This is a genomic window from Rahnella sp. 1L-D-7-B-C2 (assembly GCF_057290995.1).
The window spans coordinates 396,690-417,728 of the sequence record NZ_JBXAVQ010000003.1 but is presented as its reverse complement, the minus strand read 5'-3'; the positions used below and the strand labels follow the sequence as shown (position 1 = coordinate 417,728).

The 21,039-nt window shown below is 55.2% G+C and carries 17 protein-coding genes; 10 read left to right on the top strand and 7 right to left on the bottom strand.

Translation table 11 applies throughout. From position 1 onward, the window contains the following. The first annotated feature begins 4 nt into the window (after positions 1-4). The 3 genes from AC0Z7K_RS08090 to AC0Z7K_RS08080 are packed head-to-tail and all read left to right on the top strand — an operon-like array spanning position 5 to position 7,086. Positions 5-3,433, top strand: coding sequence for a type VI secretion protein IcmF/TssM N-terminal domain-containing protein (locus AC0Z7K_RS08090; RefSeq protein ID WP_485613801.1), 3,429 nt, complete (start codon positions 5-7; stop codon positions 3,431-3,433). 19 nt (positions 3,434-3,452) lie between these two features. Continuing rightward, complete coding sequence (gene tssH, locus AC0Z7K_RS08085) at positions 3,453-5,987, top strand: type VI secretion system ATPase TssH (RefSeq protein WP_485613800.1); 2,535 nt, start codon at positions 3,453-3,455, stop codon at positions 5,985-5,987. Then, a complete protein-coding gene (locus AC0Z7K_RS08080; RefSeq protein WP_485613799.1) occupies positions 5,974-7,086 on the top strand; it encodes a VasL domain-containing protein in 1,113 nt (370 codons plus the stop codon). The genes tssH and AC0Z7K_RS08080 overlap by 14 nt, the downstream gene beginning before the upstream one ends. A gap of 86 nt (positions 7,087-7,172) precedes the next feature. Here the strand turns inward: AC0Z7K_RS08080 and AC0Z7K_RS08075 are convergent, their stop codons facing one another. Then, positions 7,173-8,186 (bottom strand): alpha/beta hydrolase, encoded by a 1,014-nt coding sequence (locus AC0Z7K_RS08075; protein WP_485613798.1) that lies wholly within the window; start codon positions 8,184-8,186, stop codon positions 7,173-7,175. A gap of 80 nt (positions 8,187-8,266) precedes the next feature. Further along, positions 8,267-9,379 (bottom strand): MFS transporter, encoded by a 1,113-nt coding sequence (locus tag AC0Z7K_RS08070; RefSeq protein WP_485613924.1) that lies wholly within the window; start codon positions 9,377-9,379, stop codon positions 8,267-8,269. Between the two features lie 314 nt (positions 9,380-9,693). Here AC0Z7K_RS08070 and AC0Z7K_RS08065 point away from each other — a divergent pair, with 314 nt between their 5' ends. From AC0Z7K_RS08065 to AC0Z7K_RS08055, 3 genes are all read left to right on the top strand, one after another. Beyond that, on the top strand, positions 9,694-10,578 hold the full coding sequence (locus AC0Z7K_RS08065; protein ID WP_485613797.1) for a LysR family transcriptional regulator: 885 nt from the start codon (positions 9,694-9,696) through the stop codon (positions 10,576-10,578). 223 nt (positions 10,579-10,801) lie between these two features. After that, positions 10,802-11,137 (top strand): hypothetical protein, encoded by a 336-nt coding sequence (locus tag AC0Z7K_RS08060; protein ID WP_485613796.1) that lies wholly within the window; start codon positions 10,802-10,804, stop codon positions 11,135-11,137. Between the two features lie 15 nt (positions 11,138-11,152). Further along, complete coding sequence (locus AC0Z7K_RS08055) at positions 11,153-11,692, top strand: glycine zipper family protein (protein WP_485613795.1); 540 nt, start codon at positions 11,153-11,155, stop codon at positions 11,690-11,692. On the opposite strand, the gene AC0Z7K_RS08050 is transcribed toward AC0Z7K_RS08055, so the two are convergent. Continuing rightward, complete coding sequence (locus AC0Z7K_RS08050; protein WP_485613794.1) at positions 11,677-12,603, bottom strand: LysR substrate-binding domain-containing protein; 927 nt, start codon at positions 12,601-12,603, stop codon at positions 11,677-11,679. The genes AC0Z7K_RS08055 and AC0Z7K_RS08050 overlap by 16 nt on opposite strands. 93 nt (positions 12,604-12,696) lie before the next feature. On the opposite strand from AC0Z7K_RS08050, the gene AC0Z7K_RS08045 reads away from it, so the two are divergent. Together AC0Z7K_RS08045 and AC0Z7K_RS08040 are read left to right on the top strand one after the other, a co-directional pair. After that, positions 12,697-13,557 carry an aldo/keto reductase family oxidoreductase gene (locus AC0Z7K_RS08045; RefSeq protein ID WP_485613793.1) on the top strand — a complete coding sequence of 287 codons (861 nt, stop codon included), beginning with the start codon at positions 12,697-12,699 and terminating at the stop codon, positions 13,555-13,557. Between the two features lie 253 nt (positions 13,558-13,810). After that, positions 13,811-14,701, top strand: a complete 891-nt coding sequence (locus AC0Z7K_RS08040) for a glycerophosphodiester phosphodiesterase family protein (protein WP_485613792.1) — start codon at positions 13,811-13,813, stop codon at positions 14,699-14,701. 43 nt (positions 14,702-14,744) lie between these two features. On the opposite strand, the gene AC0Z7K_RS08035 is transcribed toward AC0Z7K_RS08040, so the two are convergent. The 3 genes from AC0Z7K_RS08035 to AC0Z7K_RS08025 are packed head-to-tail and all read right to left on the bottom strand — an operon-like array spanning position 14,745 to position 17,029. Continuing rightward, the gene (locus tag AC0Z7K_RS08035) at positions 14,745-15,467 is read right to left on the bottom strand and encodes an amino acid ABC transporter ATP-binding protein (protein ID WP_413530827.1); all 723 of its coding nucleotides are present in this window, start codon (positions 15,465-15,467) and stop codon (positions 14,745-14,747) included. Beyond that, entirely contained in the window at positions 15,454-16,218 is a 765-nt protein-coding gene (locus tag AC0Z7K_RS08030) for an amino acid ABC transporter permease (RefSeq protein ID WP_485613791.1), read from the bottom strand. Before AC0Z7K_RS08030 ends, AC0Z7K_RS08035 begins: the two co-directional genes overlap by 14 nt. 43 nt (positions 16,219-16,261) lie before the next feature. Beyond that, on the bottom strand, positions 16,262-17,029 hold the full coding sequence (locus tag AC0Z7K_RS08025) for a basic amino acid ABC transporter substrate-binding protein (RefSeq protein WP_485613789.1): 768 nt from the start codon (positions 17,027-17,029) through the stop codon (positions 16,262-16,264). A 208-nt stretch (positions 17,030-17,237) separates the two neighbouring features. Between AC0Z7K_RS08025 and AC0Z7K_RS08020 the strand changes: the two genes are divergently transcribed. Then, positions 17,238-17,960 carry a hypothetical protein gene (locus AC0Z7K_RS08020; protein ID WP_485613788.1) on the top strand — a complete coding sequence of 241 codons (723 nt, stop codon included), beginning with the start codon at positions 17,238-17,240 and terminating at the stop codon, positions 17,958-17,960. Between the two features lie 49 nt (positions 17,961-18,009). Here AC0Z7K_RS08020 and kup read toward each other — a convergent pair whose 3' ends face one another. Then, on the bottom strand, positions 18,010-19,884 hold the full coding sequence (gene kup / locus AC0Z7K_RS08015) for a low affinity potassium transporter Kup (protein ID WP_485613787.1): 1,875 nt from the start codon (positions 19,882-19,884) through the stop codon (positions 18,010-18,012). A 362-nt stretch (positions 19,885-20,246) separates the two neighbouring features. Here kup and mntP point away from each other — a divergent pair, with 362 nt between their 5' ends. After that, complete coding sequence (gene mntP, locus AC0Z7K_RS08010) at positions 20,247-20,819, top strand: manganese efflux pump MntP (RefSeq protein WP_413530724.1); 573 nt, start codon at positions 20,247-20,249, stop codon at positions 20,817-20,819. Positions 20,820-21,039 lie beyond the last annotated feature (220 nt).

Genomic DNA, 21,039 nt, shown 5'->3' with positions numbered 1-21,039 from the left:
ACGTATGTTAAAAAAATTATTCGTCTTTGCCGGATGGCTGCTGTTGTTATGTCTGGTGTTCCTCTTCTGCTGCACCCTCGGGCTTTGGGGCGAGTGGAGTACGGTCACCATTTTCGCAGTCTGGCTCAGTTTGCTGGTAGCAGCAATGTTGCTGTGGAGCGCGCTGCTCTGGCTGACACAGTTGATTAAAGAGAAAAAAGCACACCGCTTTTTCCAAAAATTTCGCCTTTCGCGCCGGGAATATGTGCTGTTCGAGCACTGGAAATCCGGCGCAGCGGTGGTGAAACGTATTCAGCGTAAACGCCCGCCGATCCCCTGGTATTTGCTGCTCGGCGACCGCTGCGGCAAAACGTCATTACTCGCCGGTTCCGGCCTGCCGATGTTCTCAAGCGAAGAGCAAGACAATACCGTGGTCCCGACGCACACTTTACGCTGGTGGTTTTTCCGCAACGTCTGCTTCCTCGACCTGTCCGGCAACTTCCTCAACGGGACGCCGACTTTCCACCGTGCCTGGGGGAAAATGGTCGGTTGGATTGCGCGCGCTCCCGCTCCGGCTGGCATTCTGATCGGTCTGCCGATCACCGATCTCATCAATGAAGACGTCAGTGCATTGCATGAAAAGGCGCGCAAAATCCGCGCGCAAATCGAACCTCTGGCGCGTAAGCTGAAGCGCCAGCTGCCGCTCTACATTATGGTCACACAGTGCGATAAATTTCCTGCCTTCAGCCTCTGGACGAATCAGCTTTCCCCTGCTCAGCAACAGCAGGCGCTGGGATATTACTGGCCAACGCCGCCGGAAATCGACGGCAAAGACGTCTCGACGCTGCTGCCGCTTTTTACCGCGCTGAAGAAGGGATTCGATCTCGCTCGCATCAGCATGGCCGGCGCGCCCGTTTCGGCGGAGGCTAACGCCGCACTTCTCGCGTTCCCAGAATCTTTCGCCCAACGGGAAGAGCCGCTGCGGGTTTTCCTCGCGTCGCTGTGCGAACCCAACGCCTACTTCACCCCGGCTACGCTCGGCGGCGTGTGGTTTACGGCCAGTGAGCAACAAGATAAAAACAAGAGTCGCCGCACCACATCCTTTGTTCACGATTTGCTGATGCACCATCTTCCGACGTTCAGCGCCACCCGCGAAGTACAATGGAATCACAACAAAAGGCTGCGCGTTGTCGTGGGTCGTGTGTTGCTGCTGGGTTGCGTGCTTGCGCTGGGTTACAGCGCGCTGAAAAGTACAGAGCTGATGGAACGCGACACGGCGTCCCTGCCCCCGTCTGAACTGGCTGATTTGCTGATAAAAAACGAAACGCATCGCGCTTCACCACTGGTTTACCTGCCTTTTGCGCACGTGCTTAACCATCAGCATCAATGGATTGAACAGCGTTTGCGCAGCAAGCTCACGTCTCAACCGATAGACATCGACCAGCAGTTCGCTGCGTATGAACAGCAATTTTTGACCGCGCCGTTGCAAACCCAGCGTCAGATGGTGATCAGTCTGGCTCAAACGCTACTTACCCGTCAGGCGATGCGTGACGATGCCACGCTGGCGGCGCTGAGCCTGCGACCGGCAATCCCCGACGCCCTGCGCCTGGACGCCATCGATCCATCGGTATCCCCGCACGCGCGACTGGCGCTGGAACGCTGGGAGATGCAACAACCCGCTAGTGCAACCCATCTGGCGGCGCTGCATCGCCTGTTGTCAGCGCTTATCAATGATGACCGCACGCTGGCATGGTTGACCGCGCCAGATGATAGCCTGCCTGCCGTACAGGCCAGCGACTATTGGCCGCAGTTGCCAGCGACGCTGTCCGGTATCTGGACACGTCAAGGCGAAGCGCAGCTCGCCCAATGGGTAAATCTCATCGCGCAAGCGGGGACCAGGACGCATTCAGAACCTGCGCTGCAACAATTTATGCAGACGTTGCCCACCCTGCGCCAAAACGCCTGGCGCGGTCTGATGCTCACCGTGAGCCCGTCGGTTCAAAATCAGCCGCCTCGTTCTCTGTCGCAAAACCAGCTGATTGCGATTGGTCAGGGGCAAAGTCCGGCGATGCAATTCGCCAAACGCGTCGCGCAAGAACTCGATGATATTCCGGCACAAAATGCCCAGCCCTGGCTGAGCGAACTGCGGCGGTTACAAATCCTGCCGTCGCAGGCGGCAGAAAACCCGACCCTGAAGAAGGTGCAGCAGGTTGACGCCACATTGCGCGGCGGGCTGACCAAATGGTTACGTGGCGGGAAACTCGCGGCTGTTACTCCTTCCGTCACGCCACAAACCGGCGCATGGAAGAAATGGCATGAATCTCTTAATGCGGCCACCGGTCTGGCACTGAATCAGGCTGCTCTGAGTCCGGCGCTCACTGATGGGCTTTTCGTGCCACAGGCGGATGCCAAAAATATTAATCCACTGGTGACCCTGTTTGCCAGCTTTGAACAGTTGCGCAAAATGTCAGAGCCACGCAGTCAGGAAATTGGCGTGGAAGCGGTGTGGTCGCTGTATCAAAGCGACGCCAGCGCGCTGCTTGGCCATGCGCTTTCCCGCTCCGGCTGCTGGCTCAATGAACAGTGGCAAAGCAAGGTGCTGTGGCCGATGCGTAAAAATGCCCAAGGGGAAGATTATGACGCCCAGCAGACGCTGACATGGCAGTACCTTGCCGACTTCGTCCGTGGCCCGGCCAAAGGATTGCTGGTGGTCAACGATCAGGAGCCGCAGGCCGGTGAATTCCAGGGCCAGACGCTCCCTCTGACCGAAGAGTTCGTGAGCATTGCTCGTCACCTGCTGAACCCGGAAGACGTACTTGACGTCCCGCAACGCCAGAACACGCAGAACGCCGACCGGCTGTCAGTGCTTAACGATCAGATTGTACAACTGACCCAGCAGCAAAAAGCGCTGGAAACCAAGCCGTACAACGTCAGCATTATCAGCCAGCCGGCGACCGTACCGGAAGGCGCACGCCTGATCCCAATCGGTTCCCGCCTGACGCTGGAATGCCAGAGTGGTGTCAAAGTGCTCGACAGCATGAATTTTGCCGAAGAGACACAGTTCACCTGGCTGCCGGGACAATGCCAGAGCGTGAAGCTGGAAGTGAAATTCCCTAACTTCACCGCCACCTACCGCTATACCGGCAGCAGCGCATGGCCTGATTTCCTTGACGTATTTGCCCATGGCGAAGCGTTGATCGATGCCCATGATTTTGATGATAACGCGCAGGCCATGACGGCGTTGAACATCAAACATGTCTTGCTGCGCTTTAAGATCTCCGATCAGACGTCGCTGCAAAAAGCCTGGATGGACTGGGCAAAAATTGATGACCAGATCGCCGATCTGCAAGAACAAAAACAAGCGCTGGAAGTGCAACAGAAAAGCCAGCAACCATCGGCCGCTCTGCGTGGACGACTCTCCGAGCTGCCTGAAAACGCGGCTGATTGCCAGTAATTTAGGATAAGAGATATTTATGAGTAGCTATTTAAAACACATCGTCGACAAGCTTTCCCCGGAAAGCCGGGGCTGTCTGGATGCTGCCGTCAGTCAGGCGATTTCGCGTACCCACCATGAAGTTGACGTTGAGCATCTTTTACTCGCGATAATTGTCCGCCACAGCAGTCTGATGGAAACCCTCAGCCTGGGCGCAGGATTACGTTCGGACGTCCTGCTGAGCGCCACGCAGCAAACACTGAACACCTTGCGCAGCGGCAACAGCCGCGCGCCGGTTTTCTCCGACGGACTGGTTCAGTGGCTGGAAAAAGGCTGGCTGCACGCCAGCGCGGGCTGGGAGCAAACGCAGATGACACCTGCGGCGCTGCTGGCGTGCCTGCTTGATGAAAACACTGCGCCAGAGCTGGCCAGTGGGGTGCGTAATGCTCTGAACTGCAAGCGGGATGCGGCAGAAGAGTTACTGCTTGACGCCTGCCAGACGGCAGAAAGCCGTACGCTTTCTCCGGAACAAACCAGCCAGACCGCGCTCGGCAAATTTACCCGCAACCTCAGCGAACAGGCGCGCAACGGACAGCTGGATCCGGTGCTGGGGCGCGAAGCGGAAATTCGTCAGATGATCGACATTCTGCTGCGTCGCCGTCAGAACAATCCGATCCTGACCGGCGAACCAGGCGTCGGCAAAACCGCGCTGGTGGAAGGTCTGGCGCTGCGCATCGCTGCAGGTAACGTGCCGGATGTGCTGAAATCTATGGAGGTGCTTACGCTGGATCTCGGTCTGCTTCAGGCGGGCGCCAGCGTCAAAGGGGAGTTTGAGAACCGTCTTCAGGGGCTGATGAAAGAAATCGCCAGCGCCCCGACGCCTGTCATTCTGTTTATCGACGAAGCCCATACTCTGATTGGCGCAGGCGGTCAGGCCGGGCAAAACGACGCGGCCAACCTGTTGAAACCCGCACTCGCGCGCGGTGAGCTGCGTGTCGTCGCGGCCACCACCTGGGCGGAATACAAAAAGTACTTTGAGAAAGATGCCGCGCTAACCCGCCGCTTCCAGCTGGTACAAGTCGCAGAACCCGGTATCGACAGCGCCACCGCCATGCTGCGCGCCATCTCCCCGGCCATGTCGCGCCATCACGGCGTACTGATCCTCGAAAGTGCGATCCACGCTGCCGTGACGCTTTCCAGCCGTTACATCGCCGGGCGGCAGCTGCCGGACAAATCCGTCAGCCTGCTTGATACCGCGTGCGCCCGCGTGGCGGTTTCCCAGTCCCATCATCCGAAAGAGATTGAGGACATCAACGCCCTGCTCGCCAATCTGTACACCGAGCGCGACGCGCTGCAAAGAGAAGGTCTGCACGAGAAACGGCTTGCCGCGCTGGCCCTGCGGGAAAGTGAACTGCTGGCCGATCTCGCCTATCTCCAGCCACTGTGGGAGCAGCAAAAAGCACTGGTGCAGCAATTGCAGGAAAGCAGTGACGAGAGCGCCATCGCCCAGTGGCGCAGCGAACTGGCGCAGTTACATGAGACTCACGCGCTGGTGTTTGAGTGTGTGGACGCCGCCTGTATCGCCGACGTCGTATCCGGCTGGACGGGTGTGCCACTCGGACGCATGGTGGAAAAAGAACATCAGCAGTTGAACGAATTGCTTCAGCGGCTGGAACAGCGGGTCATCGGCCAGCGCCATGCGCTGTCGACCATCGCCACGCAAATACGCATCAGCCGCGCCAATCTTAACGATCCGCTGAAACCGACCGGCGTGTACATGCTGGCAGGCTCCTCCGGTATCGGTAAAACCGAAACAGCGCTGGTACTGGCGGAGTTGCTGTACGGCGGCGAGCAAAGTCTGGTGACCATCAATATGTCGGAATACCAGGAAGCGCATAGCGTCTCAGGTCTGAAAGGCTCCCCGCCGGGCTATGTGGGTTACGGTCAGGGCGGCGTGCTGACCGAGGCGGTGAAACGCAATCCATACAGCGTCGTCTTGCTCGACGAGGTGGAAAAAGCCCACCCGGATGTGATGGAACTGTTTTATCAGGTGTTCGACAAAGGCGTGCTCGAAGATGCCGAAGGCCAGCTGATTAATTTCCGTAACACACTGATTATCATGACCTCCAATCTGGCGAGCGCGACGATCACTACGGCCTGCGCCGAGGGCAACGTCTCTGCGGAAGCACTTTGCACGCTGATCCGCCCGGAGTTCGAACACGTCTTCCGCCCGGCCCTGATGGGTCGCGTCACGCTGATCCCTTATCTGCCGCTGGATCCAAAAACGCTGGCGCAGATCATCAGGCTAAAACTGGACAAAATTTGCCAGCGATACCACGCTGCCAGCAACGGCGAAGTACAACTGAGTTACAGCGAGAGCGTGGTTTCATGGGTCGCCGGGCTATGTCAGGTGAATCAGAGCGGTGCCCGCGACATCGACCAGGTGCTGAACCAGCATACGTTGCCGCTGCTGGCTGACCAGTTGTTGCAGGAAGAGAAGGTCATCAAAGGCGGCCTGAAACTGGGCGTCAGTAAAGACAAACTTGTGACGTGGAAAAGCCATGACAAAGATTAATTCTTCCGTGACGCCAGCCGATGTAAAAATCAGTTGCCACGATCCCCGTCATCATCAGGAGTTTTTGCTGCTCAGCAACAGCGTTAACGGCTGGAAAGGCCACGTTCACGACCGTTCATGGTGGCTGACGCAGGAAAACCAGTGTCTGGAGATCTTTCAGCGCCACGGTTATGACCTGCAAAGCGGTGTGTGGTTTTGTCTGATCAGTTGCCAGCGCCACGGCTGGGCGGGGATGGCCAACGCCACCTTATTACTGGCCGAAGCCTTTGGCAGAAAACAGCGTCAGTGCTGGCCACCTTTAGCGGCCACCGATCTGCGCCAACAAATCATCGAGTGGTATTGCACTCATGCCGCGACCTGCGTGTACGGTTTGCCGTTAAACAGTGCCGAAATCGACACCCTTACTCAGCTTGAAGGCGCGGTGTCAATGATGCTCGAACATGCACTGAACCTGCAATCGCGCAGTCAGGCGGCGCTGCGAAATCTGCTCGATTACCTTCAGTCAAGCCGGCAATCGCTGCAAAAACGGGCGCTGACCGTAAAACCTTCGGTTCCGGCCCCTGCGCCATTGCCTTTCGTGCCCGCTCCGCAACCCATTCCTGCGCTGACTCTGCTGCCTGCGCCGCGCCCATGGAGAGCCTGGATAACTGGCGGCATGGCGGGTATAGCCCTGACGCTGTGTGCGGTAAGTGTGACTCACTGGCTGGAACAACCTTCGACGGCGATAAGCTTAAACGCGTTCTGGCCGGGCAATCCGTTATCTGTACGCTGGCAAAACCGCCTCGCCGAACAGACTGCCAGCCTGCCGACGATCAACAGCTGGGCGATGGTCAACAATCAGCTCAACGATCTCGAACAGCGCCTGCTGGATGCCGAGCAAAAGCGAAAATCCTATATGACGATTTCGGAACTAAAAACCGCGATTTATCAGATGCGGCAGACGCTCCAGCAAGGCGGTCAACCGGTGATGGCACAGCTTGATGATGTGCAAAGAAAACTCGATAAAAAACAGCCGGTCAGCGATGCAGAAATCAAAGCGATCTCTCAGCGTCTGGAGGCATTAAATAGCCGGTTGACTCAGTTGGCGAATAGACAGTAGAGCGAAGCGTTATTTAACAGGGCAACGTGTCGGAATGTATCAGACAACGTTGCCCTGAATCTTTTCAGTCGGTATTTATGAACGGATTACTTCAGATTCTCTTTAAAGAATGACGTCAGTTTAGCGAATGGGATCAGATCGGTACGGTCGTAAAGATCGACATGACCGGCACCCGGAACGATGTACAGTTCTTTGGGCTGACCCGCACGCTTATAAGCATCTTCACTGAATTCTTTGGAATGTGCCCGATCGCCGGTAATAAACAGCATCGGACGCGGAGAAATCGTTTCGATGTCATTGAACGGATAGAAATTCATGAACTTCACATTGCTGGTCAGCGTCGGGTGCGTGGTCAGCTGCGACGAAGACCCCTTGGGCGTGAATTCGCCGCGCGGCGTACGGTAAAAATCGTAGAACTCTTTGGCAATCGGTGGAGAATTTTTATCGATTTTATGCGGCGTACCGCTGGTGTATTTGATTTCACCGCCGGTGAATTCTGCGTAACGTTGTTCAGCAGCTTCGGCAATAATTTGCTTGCGCTGTTCCAGCGTTAATGAATTGTTAAGCGCGTGACGGTTCGCCGATCCCATGTCATACATGCTGACCGTCGCAATCGCCTTCATGCGCGGATCAATTTTCGCCGCGCTGATGACAAAACTGCCGCTCCCGCAGATCCCCAACACGCCGATACGATTTCTGTCGATAAACGAACGCGTGCCGAGGTAATCCACCGCCGCACTAAAATCTTCCGCGTAAATATCCGGCGCGACGGCGTTACGCGGCTTTCCTTCGCTCTCGCCCCAGAAAGAAATATCAATCGCCAGCGTCACAAAACCCTGCTCTGCCAGTTTCTGTGCATACAAATTTGAGCTCTGCTCTTTTACCGCCCCCATTGGATGACCAATAACAATGGCGGGATTCTTGACGTTCTGATTCATCTCTTTCGGAATGAAAAGATTCCCGGTGACATTCATCTGATACTGGTTTTTAAACGTCACCTTTTGCTGCGTCACTTTATCGCTTTTGTAAAAATTATCTGCACCGTTCGACATATCCGCAGCAGTGGCCGCAAACGAGCTGATCAACAATCCTAACAACATACTTAGAGCTCTAATGAGAATATCCTCAGTAGGTTTCGTGAGTGGGCATCCGTTCGCCCGTGTAAAAAAAACGTCCGCCGTCAGTGCGACAGGCGGGAAGTGATAAAAGTCAGGATGGCCGCCAGTATCAGCAACACGCCGCTGAGGCCAAACGTGCTCTGCCAGCCCATGTGGTCAAAGGCCAGTCCGCCCGCGGTAGAGCCCAGCGCGATAGAAAGCTGCACCACGGCGACCATCAGCCCGCCACCTGCTTCTGCATTGTCAGGAAAAGTTTTTGCCACCCACGACCACCATCCGACCGGTGCCGCCGTTGCGACTAACCCCCATAAACCAAGCAGCGCGATCACCCGCCACAGCGTGTGTCCGGACAGCATCAGCATTGCGGCAATGACCGCCATCATCAGCGGGATGGCGATGAGCGTCGGGTAAAAGCCAGCGCGCAGAAAGATGCCGATGACCAGCGTCCCGATAAAACCGGCAATGCCGAGAGTCAGCAAAATAAGCGACAGTGTTGAGACGTTGACGCGGGTCACCGTTTCGAGGAACGGGCGCAAATAAGTGAACAAGGCAAACTGGCCCATAAAGAACAGCCCGCCAGCCGCCAGGCCAACACTGACCAGAGGGTTACTGAACAACCGCAGGACATTGCCTGGGGGTTTTTCACCCACTGCAGGTTTCATTGACGGCAGACTTACCCACTGCCAGATAAACGCCACCAGCGCGACCGGCACGAGGCAAAAGAAGGCGCCACGCCAGCCCATCACCGAGCCCAGATAACTGCCGAGCGGCGCGGCAATCACCGTCGCCAGCGCATTGCCGCCGTTGAAAATCGCCAGTGCGCGCGGTACCTGGTCTTCAGGCACCAGCCGCAGAGCCAGCGCCGCCGACATCGACCAGAATCCGCCGATAACGACGCCAATCATTGCGCGTCCCACCATGTAGGTCAGGTAATCAGGGGCGAGGGCAATCACCGCGCCGGAAATGGCCATCAGCACCGTCAGCCCTGACAGCAGCGCCTTCCGGTCGATGTTTCCTGCCAGCCGTGATATCGACAGGCTGGTCAGCACCGCCAGTACGCCGGAGATGGCAATCCCCTGTCCGGCCAGCCCTTCGCTGACGCCAAGATCGCGTGAAACCGGTGACAGCAAACTGACGGGCATAAACTCCGAGGCGACCAGTGCAAACACACACATCGTTATCGCCCATACACCGTTCCAGTGCGCGGTGGAGCTATCGTTCGCTATTGGCTGTTCTACCGTAGTCGTCACTTTTTAATACCTTTTTAAATTCTGCCTGATGATTTTTAAGCAAGCCCGGGGCGGTCTTTATTCAGGAAATAAAAACTGAAATAACAAGACGTTACTGGGAGGAACTGAAGACACGTGATTCTGAATTTTTAACGTTTCTGCTTGCTGAGAATTCTACAGGGCGGGTATAGTCTGACTAGGTAATAAATCCTTAATGGGGTTATAAGCTGTGCTTATAAATCGAAATCAAAGCAGGTGTGATGAAGCGTAATCTCAATGATCTGATGGCATTTGTGACCGTCGCGCGCGAGGGCAGTTTCACCCGCGCGGCCGCTAGGCTTGGCGTGACACAGCCCGCCCTCAGCCAGACGATCACCGCACTCGAAAATCGCATGGATATCCGGCTGCTGACGCGCACGACGCGAAATGTTTCGCCGACGACTGCGGGCGAGCGTCTGCTACAGGCAATTGGTTCCAGGTTTGATGAGATTGAAGCTGAGCTGGATATGCTGACCGAGATGCGCGATAAGCCGGCCGGTACGGTGCGCATCACCTGCGGCCCTCACGTTCTCAAAACCCTCTTGTTACCCAAACTGTCGCCGTTATTGCGTAAATATCCTGATATCCATCTCGAGTTTGATGCTAACCACGGTTTTCGCAACATTGTCGCTGACCGGTTTGACGCCGGTGTACGGCTGGGCGACACCATCGATAAAGATATGATTGCCATGCCCATAAGCCCTCAGCTGCGCATGGCGGCCGTGGCTTCCCCTGAGTATTTCAGTTCACATCCGCTCCCGCTGACGCCGCACGATTTACTGGATCACAACTGCATGAATATGCGGCAGGCGACGTCCGGGGGGCTTTACGTCTGGGAATTCGATAATGAAGAGGGGCCGGTGAATGTCCGGGTTAACGGGCAACTGACGTTTAACACCTCTGCGCCCATGGTAGACGCAGCCTTAGCCGGGCTGGGTATCGCATTTTTACCGGAAGAAGAGTTTGCCCCCCACCTTGAGGGCCGCCTGATCCGGGTTCTCGATGCGTGGTGTATTCCCTTCCCTGGCTATTACCTGTATTACCCCAGCAGAAAACAGCACTCTCCGGCATTTTCACTGGTGATGGAGGCGCTTAAACTGGCGTGACAAGCCTCAGGCATGCAGCAGTTCGACGCCCTGAAATCCCATGTGTTCTTACGAACGTCAGCAAGCCTATACCCCTGAATTCTTTGCACACATTTGCTGCCACTCCCTTGTCATATTCACCCTAATCCCCTGCCAACTTTTTATGTGGGACCGGCGTATCTTTACTCTCAGGAGTGCTGGTTTTCTTACTCCACTTATCCGGTCATTTTTCTTAGAGGTGGTTATGAAAAGACTGCTGTTGTTGATGCTGACGGCGGGTGCACTGATGTCCGCCAGTTCAGCGTCCTTTGCCTATGGTTATTATGGTCATGGGTATTACGGCCATGGATATTACGGTCGCGGGTGGTATGGCCCAAACGTAGTCATTGGCGTACCGCCGCCGGTGTATTACGGGCCGCCATCCGTGGTCTACGTTGCGCCTGCGCAACCGCAGACCTACGTCGAGAAAACCCCTAATTATGCATATTACTGCCAAAATCCGGCGGGCTATTACCCGCGCGTGCCCGCCTGCCCGCGCGGCTGGATGAAGGTCGTGGTTGGCGATTCGGCTCCCCGTTAACAGGTGATGAAAGTCATGAAGAGATTGACTCCGGTGGCTGTACTTATCGTGGCCGCGGCCCTTTCTGGCTGCGTTTCACCTCCTACCCGGCCAGATGTGATGGTGCTGCCGGGCACCGGTAAAAGTTACCAGTCGTTTCAGATGGATGAAATGGCCTGTCGCAACGCAGCTTATGGCAACGTGAATGGAGGCGCTCAGGTGGCCAGCAATAATGCAGCGGGTACTGCCGCAGCTGGGACGGTGATCGGTGCTGCGGCAGGGGCGCTCATTGGCGCGGCCTCCCATCAGGCAGGGCCAGGAGCCCTGATCGGGGCAGGCAGCGGATTACTGGTAGGCAGTGCGATGGGCAGTAATAACGCCGGAGCAAGCAGCGATGATTTGCAGGATCAGTACGATACCGTTTATACCCAGTGCATGTATGCCAGAGGCAACAAAGTACCGGTGGATGCAAGCTTCGGCAATAATCAGGACTATGCACCACAGCCCGACGTACCACCGGATTATTATCCACAGACAGGTGGCAACGGCGTTCCTCCAGATTATGTGCCGCGATAAGGCGATGTCTTCTGGTTAGCCTCACGCACAAAATCAATAAACGCCTGCAAAGGCGCGGGGATCAGTCGGCGGTCGTTGTAGTAAAGATACGGCCCGGAGAACGACAGCCACCACGGCTGCAATATTGCCTCAAGCTGACCGCTGGCGATGGCGGGCTGTAACCACTCTTCGAAAAGATAGATGATACCCGCACCGGCAATGGCGGCTCCCACCGCCAGGTCTACTGCGCCGCCGACACTGACCACCAGCGGCCCTTTCACCTCTACGCTGAGGGTCTCGCCTTCGCGCTCAAACTCCCACGGCGGCATCACGCCGCTGGCAAAGCGGCCGCGTAAACACCGGTGTTGCATCAGCTCGCGCGGATGCGCCGGCCGCCCATGTACATCGAGATACGCCGGGGAGGCGGCGGCGGAAAAACGCTGGATACGCGGCCCGATGGGAATGGCGACTACATCCTGCTCAAGCCGTTCGTCATAGCGGATCCCCGCATCGCAGCCGTCGCGAAACACATCCTGCACGTTACTTTCGGCGACAATTTCCAGTTGAATATCGGGATAACGCCGCAAAAATTCCGGCACCAGCGCGGGCAAAACCAGCCGCGCGGCGCTGACCGGCACATTCAACCGCAGCGTGCCGCCAGGCGTGTTGCGATAACGATTGAGGGCATCCAGCGCAGCATCCACTTCGTTCATCGCCGGTAACAGACGGTCAATCAGCGCCCTGCCCGCCTCGGTCAGCACCACGGTGCGCGTGGTGCGGTGAAACAGCCGGATACCGAGCTGCTGTTCCGCACGGCGCACCGCATCACTCAGCCGCGACGCATTGCTGCCGGTCACCCGCGCAGCCTCGCGAAATCCTCCGGCTTTCGCCACTTCCACTACCGCGTGCAGCAGGGCGATATCCATCGACATTGTGCGTCACCTCGTACAGTTTGTCCTGATTTGAGCGGATAGTTGCACAGCCAGTTCCCCGATACAATCAATGAACACTCACAGGAGAACCCCATGTCAAAACCTACAATGACTTACCGCCTCGGCGACCGTGAAGTTGGGCGCTTAGGATACGGCGCAATGCAGCTGGCTGGCCCTGGCGTTTTCGGCCCGGTGAAAGACGAAGCACGGGCGATTCAGGTACTGCGTGACGCCGTGGCCTCCGGCGTTAATCACATTGATACCAGCGACTTTTACGGCCCGCATTACACTAACCAGCTGATTAAAAAGGCGCTGCATCCCTACCCCGACGATCTGTGCATCGTCACCAAAGTCAGCGCCCGTCGCGATGAAAAAGGTGGCTGGATCCCGGCGTTCAGCCCGGAAGAGTTGACTCAGGCGGTGGAAGATAACCTGCGAAATCTGGGACTGGACAGCATGGAAGTGGTGAACCTGCGCAGTATGCTCGATATCCATAAACCAAAAGAAGGTTCACTGGAGCCGCAGCTGGAAACGTTGATTAAGCTAAAAGAGCGCGGCCTAATCCGTCACATCGGCCTGAGCAATGTGACCGCCAGACAGGTGGCCGATGCCCGGAAAATGACGCCGATCGTCTGCGTGCAGAACATGTATAACCTCGCCAATCGTCAAGACGAGGCGCTGGTCGATCAGCTGGCAGACGAGGGGATCGCCTATGTGCCGTTCTTCCCGCTCGGTGGGTTCTCGCCGTTGCAGTCCACGCAGCTCAATGAAGTGGCCGCCGAACTTAACGCGACGCCTATGCAGGTCGCCCTCGCCTGGTTGCTTAAACGTTCCCCCAATATTCTGCTGATCCCCGGCACCTCCTCGCCGCTGCATTTGCAGGAGAATCTGGCCAGCGGTCAACTGACGCTGTCCGATGACGTGATGGAAAAACTGAACGGGATGGGAAGTTGAGCGAAAACAGGGGATTGGGGGCGGAGTAAGGCATCAACATCGCCCTATTTCGTGTAGAACGTGGACACATAATCTAACGGACTCACTCTGTAGTTATCTCTTTCATAGCCAAAATTATGAATTGTGACCATAAACTGTCATCAAACAATGTCATCTTTCAAACGTGGTTCATTAAACAGACTTATTTCCTCTGATGAAATATATTGACTATATAACAGATAGTTATGGGTAAGTTACTTTAAAGGAATATGTAATGTATCTTCATAAAAAAATGATTTTGGCTCTGACACTGTCCTCCCTTTCTGCCATGACCTGTGCAGCATCCCTCCCACTCTCTCCACAAATCATTGCCCACCGAGGGGGATCCGCCGACGCCCCTGAAAATACAGTCCCGGCAATCAAGCTCGCGCTTGAGAATAAAGCTGATGCTGTGTGGATCACCGTCCAGCTTTCGAAAGATGACATTCCCGTGCTGTACAGGCCTTCAGACCTGAAAAGTTTAACGGATAAGAAAGGCGCTGTTTCTCAATATACAGCCAAAGAGTTGTCGCAGATGGACGCTGGCTGGGCATTTGGTACCGAAACCAGTCATCCTTATCGCGATAAACATATCGGTATTCCGCAGCTGGAGTCCGTTCTGAAGACTTTCCCGACGACGACGTTTTATATCGACATCAAAACACCGGATGCGGATCCTCAGCAAATGGCCGCTGCATTGAGCAAGGTCTTGCAGGAGACTCACAGCTTGCAAAGAACGCGTATTTATTCCACAGACTCACGCTATCTCAGCGTGCTTCCCGCTACGTTGCCGAAATTTGAAAGCCGCGACATGACGCGCACTGCGCTGGCGAATATCACGATGGCGCATCAATGCCAGATCAAAGCCGATAAACAGCCGCGCTGGTATGCGCTTGAAATGAAACGGGAAGTGGAAGTTGTCGAAAAATACACATTAGGTGAGGCGCGTTCAAAAGCCACGCTGGTGTGGGATAAAGAAGCGATGGACTGTTTCCGCTCGCAAGGCGAGGCGCACATCATCTTAATTGGCATAAATGATGAAGCGGATTATAAACAAGCGAAATCACTGGGCGCGGACGGTGTGCTGGTAAACTCTCCGGCGCTGTTTAAAACGCTTCCTCGTTAATAAAAAAGCCGGAAGTTCCCCCACGAAACTTCCGGCTCTTACATCACAACACTTTACTTAAGAACTCTTTGGTACGCGGATTGGTCGGCGCGGTAAACAGTTGTGCCGGTGGCCCCTGCTCCTGAATCACACCCTGATCGATAAATACCACGCGGTCCGCCACTTCGCGGGCAAAACCCATTTCGTGAGTGACAATCACCATGGTCATACCTTCGAGCGCCAGCTGTTTCATCACCGCCAATACTTCGCCCACCAGTTCAGGATCGAGCGCAGAAGTTGGTTCGTCGAACAAAATGATCGACGGTTCCATCGCCAGCGCACGGGCAATCGCCACGCGTTGCTGCTGGCCGCCGGAAAGACTGGAAGGCCAGGCGTCGATTTTGTCGATAAGTCCGACCTTTTGCAGCAGTTTTTCAGCACGCGACACCGCTTCAGCTTTCGACAATCCTTTCAGCGACATCGGCGCCATAATCAGGTTTTCCAGCACGGTCATGTGCGGAAACAGATTAAAACGCTGGAATACCATCCCGACGCCCGAACGCAGCGTGTTCAGATTGGTTTTCGGATCGTGAACCGCATAACCATTAACCACCACTTCGCCGCCGTTGGGTTTTTCCAGCGCGTTCAGGCAGCGCAGGAAAGTGCTTTTCCCTGAACCAGACGGGCCGATGATGCATACCACTTCTTTCTCTGCGATATCACACGAAATGCCGCGCAAAACGTGGGTTTCACCGAACTGTTTCTGTAAATCCTTAACGTGAATCACTTTTGCCAAACCTCTTTTCCATGTGTTGAACGAGCAGCGAGAGCAGGAAAGTCAGAACCCAGTACACCAGTGAAATGGTCAGGTAGGGTTCCCAGTAGGTGGCGTAAGCGCCTGAAACGGTACGCGCGGCGTAAGCCAGATCGGCCAGACCGATTGCCGAGGCCAGCGAGGAATCCTTCACTATCGCGATGGCGTTATTGCCCAGCGGTGGCAAAATGCGGCGGAACGCCTGCGGCAAAATCACTTTGCGCATCGTTTTGCCCCAGCCCATGCCCAGCGCGCGCGCGGCTTCCATCTGACCGTTGTCGATCGACTGAATACCTGCGCGGAAAATTTCTGACACGTACGCCCCGGCATTCAGGGTGATGGCGACGACGCAGGATAGATATGCGCCGTAGTCGGATCGCAACATACGAACGAAATCTGAAGACATCAGGCCGTTGGTGACCAGAATACCGTCGCGCGGGTTGATAAACAGCGGCACCAGCGCGAAGTGGACCACCATGATCTGCACAAACAGCGGTGTGCCGCGAAAGGCGCTGACGTAAACCCGCACCGGCCACTGCACGGCAAAACGCAGAATGTGTTTCCACGGGCCATCATCGGCGTGCGCCATCCGGCCAAGACCAAGCAGCAGCCCCCACGACGTCCCTAAAATCACGCAAATGATGGTGCACTGAATGGTCATGATCGCGCCTTGCACAAACAGCGGCGCATATTCTGAGATTATCTCCCAGCGAAATCCGGTCATACCTGTCCTTGTTCAGGGGCTTTACAGCCCCTTGTCATGATGATTATTGCGCTGGAAGCGTTGGAACGTTGTTATCGAACCATGTTGCGTAGATTTTTGCGTAGGTACCGTCAGCCACGATTTTCTTCAGACCGGCGTTGATTTTGCCCAGCAGCTCGGTGTTGTCTTTCGCCACCGCGATCCCAAAATACTGACGTTCAAACTTGCTGTCCGGCACCAGTTTCAGGGCTTTCTCAGGATGGGATTTAATGTAGTACTTCACCACCCCAACGTCGCCGACTGCCGCGCCGATGCCGTCTTCTGCCAGCTCCTGCAACATCAGCGGTGTGTTATCAAAGCGTTTGATGTCGGTGCTGTTTTTGCCGAGCGTGTCGGAGACGACGATGTCGCCGGTGCTGGAGTTCACCACGCCAACTTTCTGGCCTTTCAGCGCTGCCACGGAATCCACTTTAGACGCCTCAGGTACCACGATGGACTGCTCAGCCGGGAAATACGGCGCGGAGAAGTCGACCATCGCTTTACGCTTGTCGGTAATGGTGATGCCGGAAATGATGATGTCGCGATCGCCGGAATTCAGCGTCGCAAAGATGCCTTCCCACGGCGTATTGACCAGTTTGATGTCAAAATTTTCCGCTTTAGCAATGGCTTTGATAATGTCGATATCAAAACCTTCCAGCTGTTTCTGGCTATTTTCGTATTCGAAAGGACGGTAAGTGCCGCCGGAGCCGACCACGTAAGTGGTTTGCGTCGCAAAGGCTGATGTGATTAAAGACGAAAGCAGACACCCGGTGAGAATTAAGGACTTAAGCATGGTCACTCCTGTGTGATTGTGTTTTTATGCATATAATTTGCATAAAAATACACAAATTGACGAAGCGCTTCAACTTAAAGTTGTGTGGCGTGTTAAAGGCTGCAAAGAAGATTGTTCCGAGTTCCCTACCGTTGCATTCATCTCACAGGCCAGATCGGGTATATTGGTACGCAGATCACAAAAATCCCTCAAAGGAAGAAACCGAACTATGCGTTATCGTTTTACCCTTGCTGCCGTTGCAGCCGTTTTTGCACTGACAGGATGTGCAAAACCGAAAACCGCAGACCAGGCACCGGCTTTCGATTTCGGTTCGACGCGCGTGACCGTAACGCATATCCCGACGAAAACCGATGATGGCACCAAACTCTACGTGACCGTCGATGGCAAAGATGCCGGCGCGCTGGGGATCGGCGAAAGTCTCGAAGTGCGTGTGCCGGAAGGCTCGCATAAAGTTGGCGGCTATGCCCGTTCACTGATTGGCCGCGTAACGATTTCACCTGTTGACGTCACCACCTCTAACGACGCCATCAGCCACGTGACTTATTCGGTAGCCGATCTCAAACCGACGTTCCTGGTTCGCGCGCAAACCCCAATCCCGAAACCTAAGGCAGAAAGCATCCCGCTCGACCCGATCCCAACTCTGCCGAAGATTGAAATGGAAACCCCGGCAGCGGCCGAACAGACACAAGCTGAAACGCCTGTAGCAACTGAAGCGCCGCAGCCGACGCAGGCAGCAACACCTGCCGCGCCGGTAACTACTCAGCAGGCGCAGACCGCAGCCCCCGTGACGACTCCGCCGACGCAGACTGAAACATCGGCGACGCCAAAAGTCACTGAAGTGACGCCGACCACTCAGTCGCAGACCACGCAAACATCGCAGGAGTCTAAAACGCCGGAAGTCACTGAACTGACGCAGGATCCGCAGGCGTAGTTCTCATTCTCCTTACCGTGGGTTCACAATGAACCCACGGTAATATTGCTCAAAACTTCACCACCGCCCCAAGCTCAATCACCCTGTTCGGCGGAATATGAAATTGCTCCGGCGCACGCAGGGAGTTGCGTTGTAAAACCTGGAACAGCTTGCCACGGGCTTTTAAATACCATGGACGCGGTTCGCCGAGGGTGAACGTATCGCGCGACATAAAGAATGATGTCTCGTTCATCGTGCACTTCAGACCTTCCAGCCCGCAGCGGTAAAGAATATCTTCCACATTCGGTTTTTCACGCCAGCCATAACTTGCTACCACGCGCCAGAACGTGGGTGAGAGCTGCTCGATAGTCACTCGCCGGACGTTATGAACATAGGGCACATCCGTCGTGATCATGGTCAGCAGGATCACTCTTTCATGCAAAATTTTGTTGTGTTTGAGGTTGTGTAACAGCACCAGAGGAACTTCATACAGACCCCGGGACATCACCACGGCAGTGCCGGGAACACGTTTAGGCGGCGCTTTTTCGAGTGAAACAATAAGAGACTCCAGCGCTTCGGGATCCTGACGCAAACGGCGTAGCAGCCGCGAACGCTCGGTTTTCCACGTCAGCATAATCACCAGAATGGTCAGGCCGATCGCCACCGGCAGCCAGCCGCCGGAGAACAGCTTGGTCAGATTGGCGGCAAACAGCGGCACATCAATCAGCAGCAACAGCACCGTCACCAGCCCGCCCACCCAGCTTTTCCATCCCCAATTTTTCACCATGACAATGCCGATCAGCAAAGAGGTGATAACCATCGTACCGGTGACCACAATCCCGTAGGCCGACGCCAGATTGCTTGAGTGTTTGAAGCTGAGGATGGCGATCAGCACTGCGGCGTACAGCAGCCAGTTGACCACCGGAATGTAGATCTGCCCGGATTCGACATCGGAGGTATAGATGATGCGCATCGGGGGTAAATACCCTAACCTTACAGCCTGACGGGTCAGGGAGAAGACGCCGGAAATCACTGCCTGAGAAGCAATAACGGTCGCCAGCGTGGCCAGAACCAGCAACGGGATCAGCGCCCAGCCGGGTGCGAGCAGGAAAAATGGGTTCTGAATGGCTTCGGGATGACTAAGCAGCAAAGCGCCCTGTCCGAAGTAGTTCATCACCAGCGACGGGCCGACCAACGCAAACCACGCGATACGGATCGGTTTTTTTCCAAAGTGCCCCATATCGGCGTAAAGCGCCTCGCCGCCGGTAACTGACAGCACCACCATACCCAGCGCAAAGAATGACACGGTTTTGAATTCGACAAAGAAATGCAGCGCCCAGTAAGGGTTCAGCGCCTGAAGAACATCAGGATTACGCACTACGCCACCGATACCCAACACGCCTAAGGTGATAAACCACAGCACCATCACCGGCGCGAAAATTTTCCCCACGCTGGCGGTGCCATTTTTTTGGATGAAAAACAGCAATGTCAGCACCGCGATCGAAGCTGGAATGATGAAACGGTCGAACGAAGGCGCGATGAGCTCCAGCCCTTCAATGGCAGAAAGCACCGAGATAGCGGGCGTGATGACGCCGTCCCCGTAAAAGAAACTGCCGCCGACCAGCCCGAGGAACATGATCAACGGTACCCAGCGCGGGCTCAGATTGCGCACAGCGAGCGACATCAGGGTGAGGATGCCCCCTTCGCCATCGTTATCGGCGCGCATCACGAAGATGATGTACTTGACTGACACCACCAGCATCAGTAGCCAGAAAATTAGTGACAAAAATCCGAACAAAGAGCTTTGGGTCATGGTGATGCCCGCCTGTCCGGTCAGACATTCCCGTAGGGTATAGAGCGGGCTGGTCCCGATATCCCCATAAACGACGCCGATGCAGGCTACTGTCGCACTGAGCAGTGACGACTTATTTTGTATTTGTTTCATGAGTCTTCGCCATGTTTTAGGGCAGCATGTGCCGCCCCATTCACGGAGTATAGATGCTGCTACCTTCTTTCCCCCTAAACCCACTCACTATCTTTTGTTGAGGATAGGCAAAAAATTAAGACAACCTGCATAAATCAAAGAGCCGGTAAATTCCTATGCTAACTCACCTTTTTCTTACTCTTACCCTAATACCCTTTCTAAATTGAAGCCTTTTCATACAAATATAGCCTGTGCTAACATTTTTAACCAATACTATAACTGATTGAATATTATGGTTTTTTTATTTTATCTTTTGTGGCAAACTGCACGCCTCTTTTAATAAAGCGCCTTTTGCTTTGCGTAAGGTATGACTGGCCTGTTTTATGCAATTTTATACGATCATTATTCTGGCGTTTGGGATGTCAATGGATGCCTTCGCGGCGGCAATCGGCAAGGGCGCAGCCCTGCACCGTCCTCCGTTGAAGGAAGCATTACGCACCGGGATTATTTTTGGCGTCATTGAAGCCATCACGCCGGTGATCGGATGGGCAATCGGCCTCGCAGCGTCGCAGTTCATCATGGACTGGGATCACTGGGTGGCGTTCACCCTTCTTTTAGTGCTGGGTTTACGCATGATTTGGGAAGGATTCAGAAAGGATACTGCCGAAGAAATCGAGGTGCCCCGCCGCCATGGTTTCTGGCTGCTGGTGACGACGGCCATTGCCACCAGCCTTGATGCCATGGCCGTCGGTGTCGGTCTGGCGTTCCTTCAGGTGAATATTATTGTGATGGCGCTGACCATCGGTGCCGCCACGACGATTATGGCCACCTCAGGCATGCTGCTGGGCCGCTTTCTCGGCGCAGCGATTGGCAAATGGGCTGAAGTGCTCGGCGGCGTCGTGCTCATCGGCATCGGCTCCTCGATCCTCGTCGAACATCTCGGGTTACTGAACTGACATCCCGGCACTGACAGGTCTGGAACGATAAAAGGGAACTCAGGTTCCCTTTTTCACGTCTTACCCCTGCGTCCTCACCCCTTCTCTTTTCGCCGCTGAAACCGGTAACCCCCTGAATGTCTCATTAATACACTGCGCTATCTGCGGCGGTTCCCGATCCAGCCCGTCTTTCACTGGGTTCAGTCCTGCTTCAAGTGCAGTACCTTGCGCATTTACGTTT